Annotated in this window: 11 protein-coding genes; 5 read left to right on the top strand and 6 right to left on the bottom strand. The window is 63.0% G+C overall.

Annotated features, from left to right (window positions below):
• Window positions 1-194: 194 nt before the first annotated feature.
• Window positions 195-896, bottom strand: a complete 702-nt coding sequence (locus tag N7607_RS15050) for an NAD(P)H-dependent oxidoreductase (RefSeq protein WP_279867998.1) — start codon at window positions 894-896, stop codon at window positions 195-197.
• A gap of 119 nt (window positions 897-1,015) precedes the next feature.
• Here N7607_RS15050 and gcvA point away from each other — a divergent pair, with 119 nt between their 5' ends.
• Both gcvA and N7607_RS15040 read left to right on the top strand, forming a co-directional pair.
• Window positions 1,016-1,915 carry a transcriptional regulator GcvA gene (gcvA, locus tag N7607_RS15045; RefSeq protein ID WP_279868000.1) on the top strand — a complete coding sequence of 300 codons (900 nt, stop codon included), beginning with the start codon at window positions 1,016-1,018 and terminating at the stop codon, window positions 1,913-1,915.
• 144 nt (window positions 1,916-2,059) lie between these two features.
• Window positions 2,060-2,251: a CsbD family protein gene (locus N7607_RS15040; RefSeq protein WP_279868002.1), complete on the top strand. Its 192-nt coding sequence runs from the start codon at window positions 2,060-2,062 to the stop codon at window positions 2,249-2,251.
• 225 nt (window positions 2,252-2,476) lie between these two features.
• On the opposite strand, the gene N7607_RS15035 is transcribed toward N7607_RS15040, so the two are convergent.
• The 4 genes from N7607_RS15035 to N7607_RS15020 form a co-directional block, all read right to left on the bottom strand.
• Window positions 2,477-3,007, bottom strand: coding sequence for a transposase (locus N7607_RS15035; protein ID WP_279868004.1), 531 nt, complete (start codon window positions 3,005-3,007; stop codon window positions 2,477-2,479).
• A 1,044-nt stretch (window positions 3,008-4,051) separates the two neighbouring features.
• The gene (locus N7607_RS15030) at window positions 4,052-4,345 is read right to left on the bottom strand and encodes a hypothetical protein (RefSeq protein WP_279868006.1); all 294 of its coding nucleotides are present in this window, start codon (window positions 4,343-4,345) and stop codon (window positions 4,052-4,054) included.
• A gap of 147 nt (window positions 4,346-4,492) precedes the next feature.
• The gene (locus tag N7607_RS15025) at window positions 4,493-5,737 is read right to left on the bottom strand and encodes a ribonucleotide-diphosphate reductase subunit beta (protein WP_192397976.1); all 1,245 of its coding nucleotides are present in this window, start codon (window positions 5,735-5,737) and stop codon (window positions 4,493-4,495) included.
• Window positions 5,738-6,132: 395 nt separating this feature from the next.
• Window positions 6,133-9,012, bottom strand: a complete 2,880-nt coding sequence (locus N7607_RS15020) for a ribonucleoside-diphosphate reductase subunit alpha (protein ID WP_279868007.1) — start codon at window positions 9,010-9,012, stop codon at window positions 6,133-6,135.
• A gap of 677 nt (window positions 9,013-9,689) precedes the next feature.
• Between N7607_RS15020 and N7607_RS15015 the strand changes: the two genes are divergently transcribed.
• From N7607_RS15015 to N7607_RS15005, 3 genes are all read left to right on the top strand, one after another.
• On the top strand, window positions 9,690-10,415 hold the full coding sequence (locus N7607_RS15015) for a winged helix-turn-helix domain-containing protein (RefSeq protein WP_279868009.1): 726 nt from the start codon (window positions 9,690-9,692) through the stop codon (window positions 10,413-10,415).
• On the top strand, window positions 10,412-12,031 hold the full coding sequence (locus N7607_RS15010) for an ATP-binding protein (protein WP_279868011.1): 1,620 nt from the start codon (window positions 10,412-10,414) through the stop codon (window positions 12,029-12,031). The genes N7607_RS15015 and N7607_RS15010 overlap by 4 nt, the downstream gene beginning before the upstream one ends.
• A gap of 118 nt (window positions 12,032-12,149) precedes the next feature.
• Window positions 12,150-13,169: an alpha/beta hydrolase gene (locus N7607_RS15005; protein ID WP_279868013.1), complete on the top strand. Its 1,020-nt coding sequence runs from the start codon at window positions 12,150-12,152 to the stop codon at window positions 13,167-13,169.
• Here N7607_RS15005 and glpD read toward each other — a convergent pair whose 3' ends face one another.
• Window positions 13,170-14,708: a glycerol-3-phosphate dehydrogenase gene (glpD, locus tag N7607_RS15000; protein WP_279868015.1), complete on the bottom strand. Its 1,539-nt coding sequence runs from the start codon at window positions 14,706-14,708 to the stop codon at window positions 13,170-13,172. It abuts the gene before it with no gap.
• Between the last annotated feature and the right edge of the window lie 137 nt (window positions 14,709-14,845).

Genomic DNA, 14,845 nt, shown 5'->3' with positions numbered 1-14,845 from the left:
GGCGCCATTCTAGCGATTGCGGGCGGGAAGGGAAGTTGTGTTTTTGAGGGCGTAGCCGGCCTGCGGGGAAGCCTTGGTTGAACAACAGTGTGTGCGGTGGAAAACAGGCGACGTTTTCCAGCTGGAGAGCGGGCCGCTTGCTGGCGGCGGCGTTGGCCGCCGTGACCGGCGGCTTCCGCATCAAGCTGCAGGCATCACGCCGGCTCCGGCGTCCGCCGCACCTGTAATTCCTGCTGCAAATGCTCCACCAGCGCATCGACCTGGCCCATCGCCTGGGCTACCGACGCGGCCAGCAGTTCGCCGCCGACTTCCTGGCCCTCGATGGCGATCTGGTGCACGCGGGTGATGCCGATGAAGCCGAGGGCGGTGATCAGGCTGCTTTCCAGATGGTTCATGTGCGCCATCGCACCGCCCGCATCGAAGCCCACGCCGCCGCGGGCCGCGAGGATCACCGCATGCCGGGGCCGGTCGGCCAGCAGCGGGATATACGGATCGAGCGGGTTGCTGGCGTCGAACGCCACGGTGCGGTCTGTACGCACGATCTGGTCGATCCACGCCTTTAGCGCGGCCGGCATGCTGAAGTTGTACAGCGGCGTGCCGATCACCAGCACGTCCGCGGCCAGCAGTTCGGTGATCAGCAGCTCGCTCTCCTGCAGCGCGTCGTTCATCCACGGCTCGCGCTGATCATCCGCGGTGAAGGCGGCGGCGATCCAGTCGTGGTCGATGATGGTCGGCGGGTTCTGGCCGATGTCGCGGTAGGTGAGGCTGTCCTGCGCGCGGCGGGCCAGCCACTGGCTGACGAAGCGCTGGCTCAGGTTGCGGCTGTGCGAGCCGTGCAGGTCCTTGCCGGCGAGGCCGGGGCGGGCGCTGGCATCCAGGTGCAGTATGTGCGGCATGTCGAGTCTCCTGCTTGAAGTTGTGCTCATCTGTATTTCGCAGCAGACTCAGGCTATTGCCGCCAGGTATTGGCGACAAACGATCAATATTTTTCGCTATGCCTGAGAGGAATTCATCCATGAGTCAGCGCTGGTTGCCCTCGCTCTCGGCCCTGCGCGCCTTCGAGGCTGCCGCTCGCCACGAGAGCGCCAAGCAGGCCGCGGAAGAACTCTCGGTGACCGCCACGGCGATCAGCCACCAGATTCGCGCCCTGGAAGAGTCGCTCGGCGTTGCGCTGTTCCTGCGCAAGCCGCGCCAGCTGGAGCTCACCGCCCAGGGCCGCGAGCTGCAGCAGACGCTGGAGACCGCGTTCGACAGCATCAGCACCACCGCCATGCGCCTCAACGCGCGACCCTGCCGCCAGGCCATCACCCTCAGCACCACGCCGGCCGTGGCGGTGCGTTGGCTGTTGCCCTGGGTCTGCCTGCTGCGCGAGTCCCATCCGGATATCGACCTGCGCATCCACGCCTCGCATGAGCCGGTGGCGCTGGATGGCGTCACCGCGGACATCGCCATCCGCTACGGCGACGGCCGCTGGCCGGGGCTGGTGGCGGAGAAGCTATTCGACAACACCTTTATCCCGACCTGCAGCCCGCGCCTCGGCCTGCAGGATGTGGAGGAGTTGCCCAGGCACACGCTGATCCACTTCCGCAACCAGGCGGTCGTCTCGTCGCCGCTGGACTGGGCGCTGTGGCAGAAGCAGGCCAAGGTGCCGGGGCTGGATGTCAGCGCTGGGCTGGTGTTCTCTGACGAGACCCACGCGATCTCGGCCGCCATGGGTGGGCAGGGGGTGGCGCTGATGAGCCGGCAGCTGATCGAGGATGAGCTGAGGGAAGGGCGGTTGGTGCAGCCGTTCGGGCCGGAGGTGGAGGGTAAGCCGTTCTTTCTGGTGTACCCGGAGAGCCGGCGAGATGACCCGGCCATTCGGGCGGTGCGGGAGTGGGTGATGGCGGTGCCTGGGGGGCTTTGTACGCAGTAGGCCAGGCTGGCCGCTCCGGCGGATTCCCTCCCTTGCCAGCCCCTCTAATCGCTCCGCGAAGCGGATGAGCGAGCAAAAGAAATACGAAACGATTGAGGCCAAACGGGCTCAATTCTCCGTAACCCATCGGAAATGAGGTGTCACATGAGCAGCACGACAGACAAGATCAAAGGCAACGCCAACGAAGCCATCGGTAAGGTCAAAGAGGGTGTCGGCAAGGCTACCGACAATCCGCGCCTTGAGGGTGAAGGCGATGCTCAGCAGGTGAAGGGAAAAGTCCAGCAGGTCAAAGGCGACGTGAAGGACGCGATCAAGAAGGGCGTCGACAAGGCCTGATAGCGGGCTGCTGGCATGCGGACGCTGGGGCGTAGAGGGCTGTATTCCCGCTGGCAGTGTGGGGATCAGCCTTTCATGCGCTTGGAGCGTTCGGTGCGGGATAGCTGTTGTAGCCCGGAGATCAGGCGGATTGCTTGTTTGCTTTAGGTGTCGTTGCTCGTTTTCGCGTTGGGCTGTGGCATCAGTGCGTAGGGTGGAAAACCGCGAAGCGTTTTCCACCACTCGTCACTCCCCGAACCTCTCTTCTTCCGCCACTGCACTGCCACACCAGTTTCGCGGATAAAGCCCCATACGCACCGCCCGGTGAAAGCTCGAATAGGGCCAATCCACAACGCGCTGCACGTGTCCGTGTTTCAGCGGGTTGAAGTGGATGTAGTCGAAGTGGCGTTGGTAGTCCTGATTGTCGCGGATCAGATGTTCCCAGTAGCGTCGTTGCCAGATGCCGCGCTCGCCACGTTTGCGTTGTGTGGCGGTGAGTGTTTCATGGCTTGGCAGGCGTCGGGAGAAACCGAACTTGATCACTTTCCAGCGCAGCGCGAAGTCGGTATCGCCTTCCGGCAACGTCCACATACAGTGCATGTGTTCGGGTAGCACTACCCAGGCATTGATATGAAAGGGATGGCGGGCCTTGGTGGCCCGTACCGTATCGCGCAGCAAGTCGATTTCGCGGATCAGCAGGTCGCAGCTGCGGTCGCGTAGATTCACGGTAAAGAAGTAAGTCGCGCCTGGCACACGAGCGCGGCGGTAATCGGGCATGGCGGCTCATCCTTGAGCAGTGCGTTGCCGGAAACCATGGTGGACAAGCTTCGCGTTGTCCACCCTACAAAAGCCGACCTGCGTAGGGTGGAAAACCGCAAAGCGTTTTCCACCGAGGATATCCAGGCTACTTGCTCCATCGCCGCTCCAGGGGCTCGGCGCGAAGGGCCGTCCCTGGCCCATCGCGCCTCTCGTGGCATCCATGCCGCTCAACCCCTTCGACAACGATTCCACTCCCCCTTCTGGAGGGGCGTTTGGCGTTGCCTGAAAGTAATTTATTGGCCCAATCTCACGTGGAGCTTGGGAACGATCAAAGCGTGAAGCGCCCAGAAAAAACACCAGGCAACTCAAGGCCTAAGTCCCCGTCAGTAAGTCGAGTGGAGGTGTTAAGTAGGAGGGAGAGTTGCATGAATGCGGCGAGAGGCTTAAAGGGGCAGGGATGGCCCTTGTAAGCCGGCCCCCGGAACGGCTACGGCGTGTATGTAGCCAAATCGGAGTTTCTTGTTGTTCTAATAATGGGCAGGCAGGTCATTGCCCATTCTACGAGTATCCGGGCCGGTGAGGGATTTTGAATGCCATGTATGGAGTAAGTGCTTATATTTTGGATGAAACACTTCTCAGGTTAGTATATGGAACCCAGCCGGTTTTTCCTTCGCACTGTCCATCTAGAACTTTGACCCTTACTGCATCTTGTAATGATGGCTCTCCGTGCATAAGTTCTACTGGGGTTCCCTCTATTAAGAGGTGCTTGCACGTTGTAGAAAGCTTTTGTAGGGCAGTAATTTGATCTATTGGCGATCCTGGAAATGATGGATTTTTTTGCTCTGAGTGCTTTAGCTTTATTTTCTCTATTTCATCTAGGCTTATAGAGTCGCTTAGGTTTTCTATTTCGCTATCTGTTAAAGAGGATAGGGTGGTTAGATCTGTAGATAGGAAACTGGTGAATTCAAGGTAGCGGTTCAGCGCTGTGGTTTCGCGTATTTCAGTATTTGATTTACTTGTTTGCTGCTTGTCTCGCTCTTTAATTAGTTGATTGAGAATGGTTTAAATGTGTGGCTGTGTACAAGCTCTGATTTCGGATAGCTCTTTTAATTTGAGTTTGTCTTCTTTGATATCGGTGATGCCATTTATTTTTCTTTTTGAGAAATTTACCTCTCCGCTAACACCTTTTTTCAATATTGATAGGCCTGCATCGCCTTTTGCAATGATCTGGTATTCATCTCCTGCTAGGCAGAGTGTTCGTACGGCTGAAATTAGGTTGTCTGAATCTAGGTCGGAGGCAAATGAGATGAGAGGAATGTTTGAAATAATCAATAGTGCGGTTAGTAAGATTCTCATATCTCATGCGTGCTTATGTTGGTAGTTATTTGTTGTGGGAACACAAATAGAAAAGCCCCGCGTTAGGCGGGGCTTTAGTTTCTCTCGCTACCCCAAACATCCGTACTCAGGTAAAGCGTTTCTAATCTAATGGTCTAGACCCAGGAATCAATCCCAGCTCAACGCACCACCAGTCTGATACTCGATGACGCGAGTCTCGAAGAAGTTCTTCTCCTTCTTCAGGTCCATGATCTCGCTCATCCACGGGAACGGGTTGCTGGTGCCTGGGTACTCTTCCTTCAGGCCGATCTGGGTCAGACGGCGGTTGGCGATGAACTTGAGATAGTCCTCCATCATCGCCGCGTTCATGCCCAGTACGCCGCGCGGCATGGTGTCGCGTGCGTATTCGATTTCCAGCTGGGTGCCCTGCAGGATCATCTGGGTCGCTTCGTCCTTCATCTGGGCGTCCCACAGATGCGGGTTCTCGATCTTGATCTGGTTGATCACGTCGATACCGAAGTTCAGGTGCATGGACTCGTCGCGCAGGATGTACTGGAACTGCTCGGCGGTGCCGGTCATCTTGTTGCGGCGGCCCATGGAGAGAATCTGGGTGAAGCCGCAGTAGAAGAAGATGCCTTCCAGTACGCAGTAGTAGGCGATCAGGTTGCGCAGGAACTGGCGGTCGGTTTCCGGGGTGCCGGTCTGGAACTGCGGGTCGGAGATCGAGCGGGTGTACTTGAGGCCCCAGGAGGCCTTCTTCGCCACGCTCGGGATCTCGTGGTACATGTTGAAGATCTCGCCTTCATCCATGCCTAGTGACTCGATGCAGTACTGGTAGGCGTGGGTGTGGATCGCCTCTTCGAAGGCCTGGCGCAGGATGTATTGGCGGCACTCGGGGTTGGTGATCAGGCGGTACACGGCCAGCACCAGGTTGTTGGCAACCAGGCTGTCGGCGGTGGAGAAGAAGCCGAGGTTGCGCATGACGATGCGGCGCTCGTCGTCGCTGAGGCCGTCCTTGCTCTTCCACAGAGCGATGTCGGCGTTCATGTTCACTTCCTGCGGCATCCAGTGGTTGGCGCAACCATCCAGATACTTCTGCCAGGCCCAGTCGTACTTGAAGGGTACGAGCTGGTTGAGGTCGGCGCGGGCGTTGATCATCTGCTTGTCGCCGACGTGTACGCGGGCGCTGGCGCCTTCCAGGTCGTCGAGGCCTTCCTGGATGTCCAGGTCGTTCAGGGCCTTCTTGGCGCGGGCGACGGCGTCGGAGTCGTCGGCCGATACGGCGCGGGCGTCTTCCACGGAGCCGGCGGCTTCGTCGTCCAGTTTGTCGATGGCGGCGCCGACGACGGGAGCGGCGGGCTTGGCGGCCGCCTCGGTGGCGTCTTCCTTATCGAATTCGTCCCAGCTGAGCATGGTGGTCTCCTGCTTGGTCATCGGGCCGGGTTCTGTGCGGCCTGTATGAATGTCCAGTGATTCTGATTATGTTCCGTTGCGATCTGCACGCAAGGGTAAAGCCGTGCCACCCGACTGGTGGCGCCAGGCCCGCGAGCGGGCGAGGGGAGTATTCGTGGGGGAGAGCTAGCGCGGGGCCTGGCCCCCTCTCCCTGGCCCTCTCCCCGAGGGGAGAGGGAAAAAACCGTCCGAGTTGATTGTGGCTGTTTACCTTGGCAACTCGGTGCGAGCGCGAAGCTGAGCGAGTGAGCGCTAGGCGCCTGGCAGGTTCGAGCCCCTGAGCGTGCTAGTGCACGTGATGGGGGCGGACCTGCCGGGCAACAACGCGGGCGCCGCTCAGATTCGTGCGTCCCTCATCACTGGCAAGCTTCGCAGTCGGGGTTGTCGATGGAGCACGCCTTCGGCACCGGAGCCGGGCCGGCCGGCGCGGCGAAGTTGCCCTCATCGATGGCACCACTGGACACGGCGTTGAGCTTGCCGGTGTTGATGGTGGATTTCTCGGTGCTGGTCGCGGCCAGGGCACGGAGGTAGTAGGTGGTTTTCAGACCACGGAACCAGGCCATGCGGTAGGTCACGTCCAGCTTCTTGCCCGAGGCGCCGGCGATGTACAGGTTCAGCGACTGGGCCTGGTCGATCCACTTCTGGCGGCGGCTGGCGGCGTCGACGATCCACTTGGTTTCCACTTCGAACGCGGTGGCGTACAGGTCCTTCAGGTCCTGCGGGATGCGCTCGATCTGCTGCACGGAGCCGTCGTAGTACTTCAGGTCGTTGACCATGACGCTGTCCCACAGGCCGCGGTTCTTCAGGTCGCGCACCAGGTAGGGGTTGATCACGGTGAACTCGCCGGAGAGGTTCGATTTCACGTACAGGTTCTGGTAGGTCGGCTCGATCGACTGCGACACGCCAATGATGTTGGAGATGGTCGCGGTCGGCGCGATGGCCATGATGTTGGAGTTGCGGATGCCTTTCTTCACGCGCTCGCGGATCGGGGCCCAGTCCAGCGACTCGGACAGGTCGACGTCGATGTACTTCTGGCCGCGGGCCTCGATCAGGATCTGCTGGGAGTCCAGCGGCAGGATGCCCTTGGACCACAGCGAGCCGTCGAAGGTGGAGTAGCTGCCGCGCTCATCGGCCAGGTCACAGGAAGCCTGGATCGCGTAGTAGCTGATTGCTTCCATGGACTTGTCGGCGAACTCGATGGCTGCGTCGGAGCCGTAGGCGATGTGCTGCAGGTACAGGGCGTCCTGGAAGCCCATCAGGCCGAGGCCGACCGGACGGTGCTTGAGGTTGGAGTTACGCGCCTGCGGTACCGAGTAGTAGTTGATGTCGATGACGTTATCGAGCATGCGCACGGCGGTCTTCACGGTGCGGCCGAGCTTCTCGACGTCGAGCTTGCCGTCGACGATGTGGTTGACCATGTTGATCGAGCCCAGGTTGCAGACTGCGATCTCGTCCTTGTTGGTGTTCAGGGTGATCTCGGTGCACAGGTTGGAGCTGTGTACCACGCCCACGTGCTGCTGCGGGCTGCGCAGGTTGCACGGGTCCTTGAAGGTCAGCCACGGGTGGCCGGTTTCGAACAGCATGGACAGCATCTTGCGCCACAGGTCTTTGGCGGCGATGGTCTTGAAGACCTTGATCTTGCCGTACTGGGTCAGGGCTTCGTAGTACTCGTAGCGCTCTTCGAATGCCTTGCCGGTCAGGTCGTGCAGGTCCGGCACTTCGGACGGGCTGAACAGGGTCCACTGGCCGTCGTCGAACACGCGCTTCATGAACAGGTCCGGAATCCAATTCGCGGTGTTCATGTCGTGGGTACGGCGGCGGTCGTCACCGGTGTTCTTGCGCAGCTCGAGGAATTCCTCGATGTCCAGGTGCCAGGTTTCCAGGTAGGCGCAGACGGCGCCCTTGCGCTTGCCGCCCTGGTTCACGGCCACGGCGGTGTCGTTGACCACTTTCAGGAACGGAACCACACCCTGGGATTTGCCGTTGGTGCCCTTGATGTAGGAGCCCAGTGCGCGCACCGGGGTCCAGTCGTTGCCCAGGCCGCCGGCGAATTTGGACAGCATGGCGTTGTCGTGGATGGCCTGGTAGATGCCCGACAGGTCGTCCGGCACGGTGGTCAGGTAGCAGGAGGACAGCTGCGGGCGCAGGGTGCCGGCGTTGAACAGGGTCGGGGTCGACGCCATGTAGTCGAACGAGGACAGCAGGTTGTAGAACTCGATGGCGCGCTCTTCCTTCCGCGGCTCTTCGATGGCCAGGCCCATGGCCACGCGCATGAAGAACACCTGCGGCAGTTCGAAGCGGATGCCGTCCTTGTGGATGAAGTAGCGGTCGTACAGGGTCTGCAGGCCCAGGTAGGTGAACTGCTGGTCGCGCTCGTGGTTGATGGCGGCGCCCAGCTTGGCCAGGTCGTAGGTCTTCAGCTTGGAGTCGATCAGCTCGAACTCACTGCCTTTCTCCACGTAGGCCGGCAGGGCTTTGGCGTAGAGGTCGGCCATCTCGTGGTGAGTGGCGCTGCTGGCGATGTCGAGGAAGCTCAGGGCCTCGGCGCGGATGTTGTCCATCAGCAGGCGAGCGGTGACGTAGGAGTAGTTCGGCTCACGCTCGACCAGGGTACGGGCGGTCATCACCAGGGCGGTGTTGACGTCCTTCTCGGCCACGCCGTCGTACAGGTTTTTCAGGGTCTCGGCTTCGATCAGCGAGCCATCGACTTCGGCCAGGCCTTCGCAGGCTTCGCGGATGATGGTCTGCAGGCGGCCCATGTCCAGCGGCTGCACACTGCCGTCGGCCTTGGTGACGCGGATGCTCGGGTGCGGCTGGGCTACGTCGGCGGCGCTGCTCTTGCGCTCGTTGGCGCGGGCTTCGCGGTAGATCACGTAGTCGCGGGCGACTTTCTGCTCGCCGGCGCGCATCAGGGACAGTTCGACCTGGTCCTGGATCTCTTCGATGTGGATGGTGCCGCCGGACGGCATGCGGCGCTTGAAGGTGGCGGTGACCTGCTCGGTCAGACGCGCGACGGTTTCATGGATACGCGACGAGGCGGCGGCATTGCCGCCTTCAACTGCGAGGAACGCCTTGGTGATGGCCACGGTGATCTTGTCGTCGGTGTAGGGGACGACGGTGCCGTTGCGCTTGATCACGCGCAGCTGGCCCGGGGCGGTGGCGGCCAGATCCTGACTGGATTCGGCTGCCTGCGGCGCCACGGCCTGCGGGTTCTCGCGAGTTGTGTCGGTGTGCATGAGGTTCTCCACTTCTAATTGGTTTGGACACCTGAGGTGCCTTGTGTTCATTCCATTGAAAAACGTCACGAAATCCGGCGTTCCAGCCAGGCATCGAGAAAAGCATTCTTTGGGGCAGTAAGGGCGCGGACTTCAAGCGCCTTCCTGGCTCCAAAGTCGGTGACGAAGCCTATGGCTGTACCACTAGGGATAGTGGTGGGCGCCTGTGGCTGCGTACCTGTTCGGTGAATCTGAGGGGGCTTGCTGCGCTGTCCGTGCTGCGACCATCCACCGCTGCGGCGGATGTGTGTGAAGTGCTACCGGTAGCGAGCGGATCGGGCCCCTCTGCATTCTTTTTTCTTAGTGTCCGGTGCCTCGTGAAAACACCATATGTAGGTGTGAGGCGCGATGGGGATACAAGATAATGCGCTAACGGGGGCATTGCAAGGGAAGGGTAGAGAGCAATTCTGTGGATAACTTGTGGGTGAATTGTGGGTGAAATCCGCGGGAATCGCGGCAGGCCCCATGAACCCTGGCTTCTACCGTTCGTCGACCTTGGCGAGCGGGTTCGCCGGCCGGGAAAAGTATTCGGCCGGCGCGGAAGCTAACACAATATCTAGTGTTTCTGGCATGCGCTGTGCTAACCGTTCGCGGTTGTTACAATGCCGCCACTATGGCGTTTCCGCTGGAGAGAGTTCGTGGAGCAAGAGGCCTGGCAAATCCTGATCGTCGAGGACGATCAGCGGCTGGCGGAGTTGACCCAGGAGTACCTGCAAGGCAATGGCCTGCAGGTGGCGATCGAATCCGATGGCGCCCGGGCCGCGGCACGCATCCTCAAGGAGCAGCCGGACCTGGTGGTGCTCGACCTGATGCTGCCGGGCGAGGACGGCCTGTCCATCTGCCGCAAGGTGCGGGGCCAGTTCGCCGGGCCGATCCTGATGCTCACCGCGCGTACCGATGACATGGACGAAGTGCTCGGCCTGGAGATGGGCGCCGACGACTATGTGTGCAAGCCGGTGCGCCCGCGTGTGCTGCTGGCGCGCATCCGTGCCCTGTTGCGGCGCAGCGAGGGCGTGAGCGAGGCGCCGACGGCGGAAAACCAGCGGCGCCTGGAGTTCGGCCCGCTGGTGATCGACAGCGCCATGCGCGAGGCCTGGTTGCGCGGCGAGGGCATCGAGCTGACCAGCGCCGAGTTCGACCTGCTCTGGCTGCTGGTAGCCAATGCCGGGCGGATTCTGTCCCGCGAGGAAATCTTCACCGCCCTGCGCGGCATCGAGTATGACGGTCAGGACCGCTCGATTGATGTGCGCATCTCGCGCATCCGCCCAAAGATCGGTGATGATCCGATGCACCCGCGCCTGATCAAGACCGTGCGCAGCAAGGGCTACCTGTTCGTCGCCGAGGCCGCCAGCGCGCTGCAATGAACACCATCTTCCTGCGCATCTATGGCGGCATCATCGCCGCCCTGGTGCTGGTCGCGCTGCTCGGCGTCGGCGCCCTGCAGCTGACCAACGAGGTGCGCAGCGATCAGTACCGTGAGCAGCTGGCGCGCGGCACCTTCCGCCTGATGGCAGACAGCCTGCAGCCGATGGGGGAGGTGGACCGGCGCCGGGCGCTGGTGACCTGGAGTCGGCTGATCGGCGTGTCGCTGGAACTGCAGCAGTTGACCGCCGAGCCGCTAGACGGCCGCGCCCGCGGGCGTCTGCTGCGTGGACAGGTGCTGGTGGAACAGACCGGCCCGCACGCGGCGCGGGTCTATGCCTTGGTCAGCGCCGAGCAACAACTGGTGCTGACCACCGAAGTGGAGCAGATCAGCGAGCAGCTGGCGCGCGCCACCGTCTATCTGCTGATGGACGAGCTGGTGCGTTACCCCATCGTCGAGCAGCCCAAGCGACTGGCGGCCTTGAAGGAAGAGAAGCAGTTCGGCTTCGACTTGCGCCTGGTGACCCTGGAGAAGGTCGACTTGGACGAGGACCAGCAGCGTCGGGTGGACGAGGGCGACACCGTGCTGGCGCTGGGCAAGGGCGGTGACTCGATCCGCGTGATCGCCGGCATGGTCGGCACGCCCTGGGTGCTGGAGGTGGGCCCGATCTACCAGATGAATCCCTATCCGACCGAGCTGCTGGTGCTGATCGGCGTGCTCGGCCTGACCCTTACCGGGCTGATCCTCTATCTATTGGTGCGGCGCCTGGAGCGCCGCCTGCTGGCCCTGGAAAACGCCGCCTCGCACCTGGCCAGTGGCCGCCTGGATGCCCGCGCGCCGACCCAGGGCGCCGACTCAGTGGGGCGCCTGGCGGCCACCTTCAATGCCATGGCCGAGCAGCTGCAGCGCCTGCTCAACGTGCAGCGCGAGATGGTCCGTGCCGTGTCTCACGAGTTGCGCACGCCGGTGGCGCGGCTGCGCTTCGGCCTGGAGATGGTCGGTGACGCCGACAGCGACGAGGCGCGGCGCAAGTACATGGACGGCATGGACGGCGACATCCAGGAGCTGGACAAGTTGGTCGACGAGATGCTGGTCTACGCCCGCCTGGAGCAGGGCTCGCCGGAGCTGATCTACCAACGGGTGGACCTGCGCGCGCTGCTCGACCAGGTGATCAAGGAACTGGCGCCGCTGCGTGCCGATATCCGCGTCGACCGCGGCCAGTGCCGCGATGCCCCGGACGGCAGCGCCTTGGTGGAAGCCGAGCCGCGCTACCTGCACCGCGCCCTGCAGAACCTGGTGAGCAACGCCATGCGCCATGCCGATGCCCGGGTGCGTCTGACCTATAACATCGGCCCGGAGCGCTGCCGGGTGGATGTGGAGGACGACGGCCCCGGCGTGCCCGAGGACGCCTGGGAGCGCATCTTCACCCCCTTCCTGCGCCTGGACGACAGCCGCACTCGCGCCTCCGGCGGCCACGGCCTGGGCCTGTCCATCGTGCGCCGGATCATCTACTGGCACGCCGGCCGCGCCCATGTCGGTCGTAGCGCCAACCTCGGCGGCGCCCACTTCAGCCTGGTATGGCCGCGTGAGCAGCCGGCGGAATCGGAGCCGCTCTGAGAGCGAGTCACTACCGTTCGGCACCCTTCATCAAATTGTCATCGAACTGTGGCAGCGCCAACGCACGAACATCCGCAGACTCGCGCTTCACTGGGGTTCTGCGTTCTGGGTGTTCTCGATGCGTGCGTTGCTCTTCTTCGTCGCGCTGCTGTGCGGCTTGCCGTCCTTTGCGGTTTCTCGCTGTGATCTGCAGGTGCCGACCGCCACGGCGGATGTCGGCGAGGTGCGCCTGGCCTACCAGAGCATCGGTCGCGACAGCGACCCGGCGTTGCTGCTGGTCATGGGGCTTGGCGGCCAGCTGATCCACTGGCCCGATGAGGTGCTCGCGCGCCTGTGCGAGCAGGGCTTCCGGGTGATCCGTTTCGACAATCGCGATGTCGGCCTGTCTGCCTGGCGCGGCGAGGCACCGTCGGTGAGCCTGGGCTATGAGCTGCTCAGCTATCAGTTGGGACTCGGCGCCGCCGCGCCCTATTCGTTGCGCGACATGGCCGGCGATGCCCTGGGGCTGATGGATGTGTTGGGCGTGCAGCGCTTCCACGTGCTGGGCGCCAGCATGGGCGGGATGATTGCTCAGCACATGGCCGACCTGGCGCCGCAGCGGGTGGAGAGCCTGACCCTGCTGATGACCAGCTCCAGCGCGCCGGGCCTGCCGGCGCCGGATGCGCGCCTGCTGCAGCAGCTGGCGCGGCGCGAGGCGCCGGATCGTGCCGCGGCCATCGAACAGCAGGCCGACCTTTTGGCCGCGCTCGGCAGTCCGAGCCTTGCGGTGGATCGCGCACAGCTACTGGTGGAGGCCGAGTACAGCTACGACCGCGCCTTCAATCCCCAGGGCGTGCAGCGGCAGATCCTGGCGATCCTCGCCGAGCCGAGCCGGGTGGAACTGCTCAATCGCCTGCAGGTCCCGACCCTGGTGGTGCATGGCACAGCCGACCCGCTGCTGCCGGTTATGCACGGCGTGCATGTGGCTGCCCATATAAAGGGCAGCGAGCTGAGGCTGATTCCGGGCCTGGCCCATCGCTTCCAGGCGGCGTTCAAGGAGCCGTTGCTGGCTGCCGTGCTGCCGCATCTGCGCGCCCATCGCATGGACGACGCGCAGCTGGCCCAGCGTCAGGAGAGTGGGGCGCAGTCGCCGCTCTGATCAGACCGCGCGAGCGCTGGCCAGGGGCTCTGGCTGGCGGCTGGCCTGCAGGTAGTCCCGCAGCTTGGCCTGCTGGCCGGGCGTCATGAACAGGCCGAGCTTGGTGCGGCGCCAGAGGATGTCCTCGGCTTCCACGGCCCATTCCTCGCGGCGCAGGTAGTCTACTTCGCGGGTATACAGGCCGGCGCCCAGGTGCTCACCCAGTTCGTTCTGCCACTGCAGGCCGTCGAGCAGGCGCCAGGTGCGGCTGCCGTAGGTGCTGGCCCAGCGCTGCGCCAGTTCGCGGTCGAGCCAGCCGAAGCGGGCGATCAGCTTGTCCACCAGAGCCTCGCGACTATCCATGTTCTCGCCGCCCGGCAGTGGCGCCTTGTCGGTCCAGGCCGGGCACAGGCGGGGGAAGTAGGGTGCTAGCTGGCTCATGGCCGATTCGGCCAGCTTGCGGTAGGTGGTCAGCTTGCCGCCGAACACCGACAGCAGTGGCGCCTCGCCCGGCGCTCCGGACAGCGACAGGGTGTAGTCGCGGGTCACGGCCGAGGGCTCGTCGGATTCGTCGTCGCACAGCGGGCGTACGCCGGAGTAGGTGTGCAGGATGTCGCTGCGCTGCAGCTGCTGCTTGAAGTGGGCGTTGACCACCTTGAGCAGATATTCGGTTTCTTCTTCGCTGATGCGTACCTGGGCCGGGTCGCCCTGGTATTCGCGGTCGGTGGTGCCGATCAGGCTGAAGCGCTCCAGCCAGGGGATGACGAAGACGATTCGCTGGTCCTCGTTCTGCAGGATGTAGGCCTGTTCGCCGTCGTGGATGCGCGGCACCACGATGTGGCTGCCCTGGATCAGGCGGATACCGTAGGGCGATTTCTGCTTCAGATCGTCCTGGATAAAGCGCGCCACCCAGGGGCCGGCGGCGTTGACCAGGGCGCGGGCGCGGATCGAGAACAGGCTGCCGTCGGCGCGCTCCTGGTGCAGGTGCCACAGGCCCTTGCTGCGCCGCGCGCTGACGCAGCGGGTGCGGGTGTGGATATGCGCGTGGCGCTCACGGGCGGCCATCACGTTGAGCACCACCAGGCGGGCATCGTCCACCCAGCAGTCGGAGTACTCGAAGCCGCGCGCCATTTCGGCGTTCAGCGGGCTGCCGGCGCCGAAGCGCACGCCGTTGGAGCCCGGCAGCTTCTCGCGCTTGCCCAGGTGGTCGTAGAGGAACAGGCCGGCGCGGATCATCCAGGCCGGACGCAGGTGCGGGCGGTGCGGCAGGATGAAGCGCATCGGTTTGACGATATGCGGGGCCTTGGCCAGCAGCACTTCGCGCTCGGCCAGTGCCTCGCGAACCAGGCGGAATTCGTAGTGTTCGAGGTAGCGCAGGCCGCCGTGGATCAGTTTGCTGCTGGCGGAGGAGGTGTGCTGGGCCAGGTCGTCGCGTTCGCAAAGGAACACCGAGAGGCCGCGGCCGGCCGCGTCGGCGGCGATGCCGGCGCCGTTGATGCCGCCACCGACCACGGCCAGGTCGTAGATTTCAGCGATGGGAGGCGTCTGACTGAGCGACATGGCAAGGCACCGTAGGTTTCGATATGAACTTATGAATGTTCGATTTCGAAAATATGCTAGCCGAGCAGGCGCGTTTTCGCTAGCCCGCAGGACGGCCAAATGTCAGAAAGGAGAGGCTTGAGGGAGGGCCGAGCGGG

Source organism: Pseudomonas sp. GD04019, from assembly GCF_029837695.1.
Lineage (GTDB): Bacteria > Pseudomonadota > Gammaproteobacteria > Pseudomonadales > Pseudomonadaceae > Aquipseudomonas.
Note: the sequence above shows the minus strand (reverse complement) of the source record. Positions and strands in the feature narration are given on the sequence as shown.

Coding starts and splice junctions, on each gene's coding strand:
- N7607_RS15025 (WP_192397976.1), bottom strand. CDS start 5,737: ATGCTCAGCTGGGACGAATTCGATAAGGAAGACGCCACCGAGGCGGCC.
- N7607_RS15005 (WP_279868013.1), top strand. CDS start 12,150: ATGCGTGCGTTGCTCTTCTTCGTCGCGCTGCTGTGCGGCTTGCCGTCC.
- gcvA (WP_279868000.1), top strand. CDS start 1,016: ATGAGTCAGCGCTGGTTGCCCTCGCTCTCGGCCCTGCGCGCCTTCGAG.
- N7607_RS15030 (WP_279868006.1), bottom strand. CDS start 4,345: ATGAGAATCTTACTAACCGCACTATTGATTATTTCAAACATTCCTCTC.
- N7607_RS15010 (WP_279868011.1), top strand. CDS start 10,412: ATGAACACCATCTTCCTGCGCATCTATGGCGGCATCATCGCCGCCCTG.
- N7607_RS15035 (WP_279868004.1), bottom strand. CDS start 3,007: ATGCCCGATTACCGCCGCGCTCGTGTGCCAGGCGCGACTTACTTCTTT.
- glpD (WP_279868015.1), bottom strand. CDS start 14,708: ATGTCGCTCAGTCAGACGCCTCCCATCGCTGAAATCTACGACCTGGCC.
- N7607_RS15020 (WP_279868007.1), bottom strand. CDS start 9,012: ATGCACACCGACACAACTCGCGAGAACCCGCAGGCCGTGGCGCCGCAG.
- N7607_RS15050 (WP_279867998.1), bottom strand. CDS start 896: ATGCCGCACATACTGCACCTGGATGCCAGCGCCCGCCCCGGCCTCGCC.
- N7607_RS15040 (WP_279868002.1), top strand. CDS start 2,060: ATGAGCAGCACGACAGACAAGATCAAAGGCAACGCCAACGAAGCCATC.